At 60.4% G+C, this 283-nt stretch carries 1 pseudogene; it reads left to right on the top strand.

Annotated features, from left to right (window positions below):
* Positions 1–283: pseudogene (locus LD028_RS08835) on the top strand (hypothetical protein); the annotation flags it as partial.

The following is a 283-nucleotide window of genomic DNA, read 5'->3' as shown; positions in this document are numbered from 1 at the left end:
ATCATGCCCGACCGTTCGGGAAAGGGGAAGCTGCTGAACTTTGACCGCGCCCTCTTTGACACGCCCACCCGTGACCTGACCCTGTTCTACCGTGCCTATTTTCACCAGGCGGGCGACGAGGCGGGAGCGAGCCAACTGTTTCATCACTACGCCAACATCTTTCCGCTCCGGCCGGAAGAAATCGACTTGCTCGCCGTCTTCCTCACCTACCCGGAGAGGGTGATGCGGGATGTCGAGATTTACTACGGCGGCACGCGGGATTGGAGCGAGCTGTACGCCGTCA

Origin of the sequence: Anoxybacillus sp. LAT27 (genome assembly GCF_022030075.1) — a bacterium.
Lineage (GTDB): Bacteria > Bacillota > Bacilli > Bacillales > Anoxybacillaceae > Anoxybacillus > Anoxybacillus kestanbolensis.
This window is presented reverse-complemented; position numbering and strand designations above follow the sequence as displayed.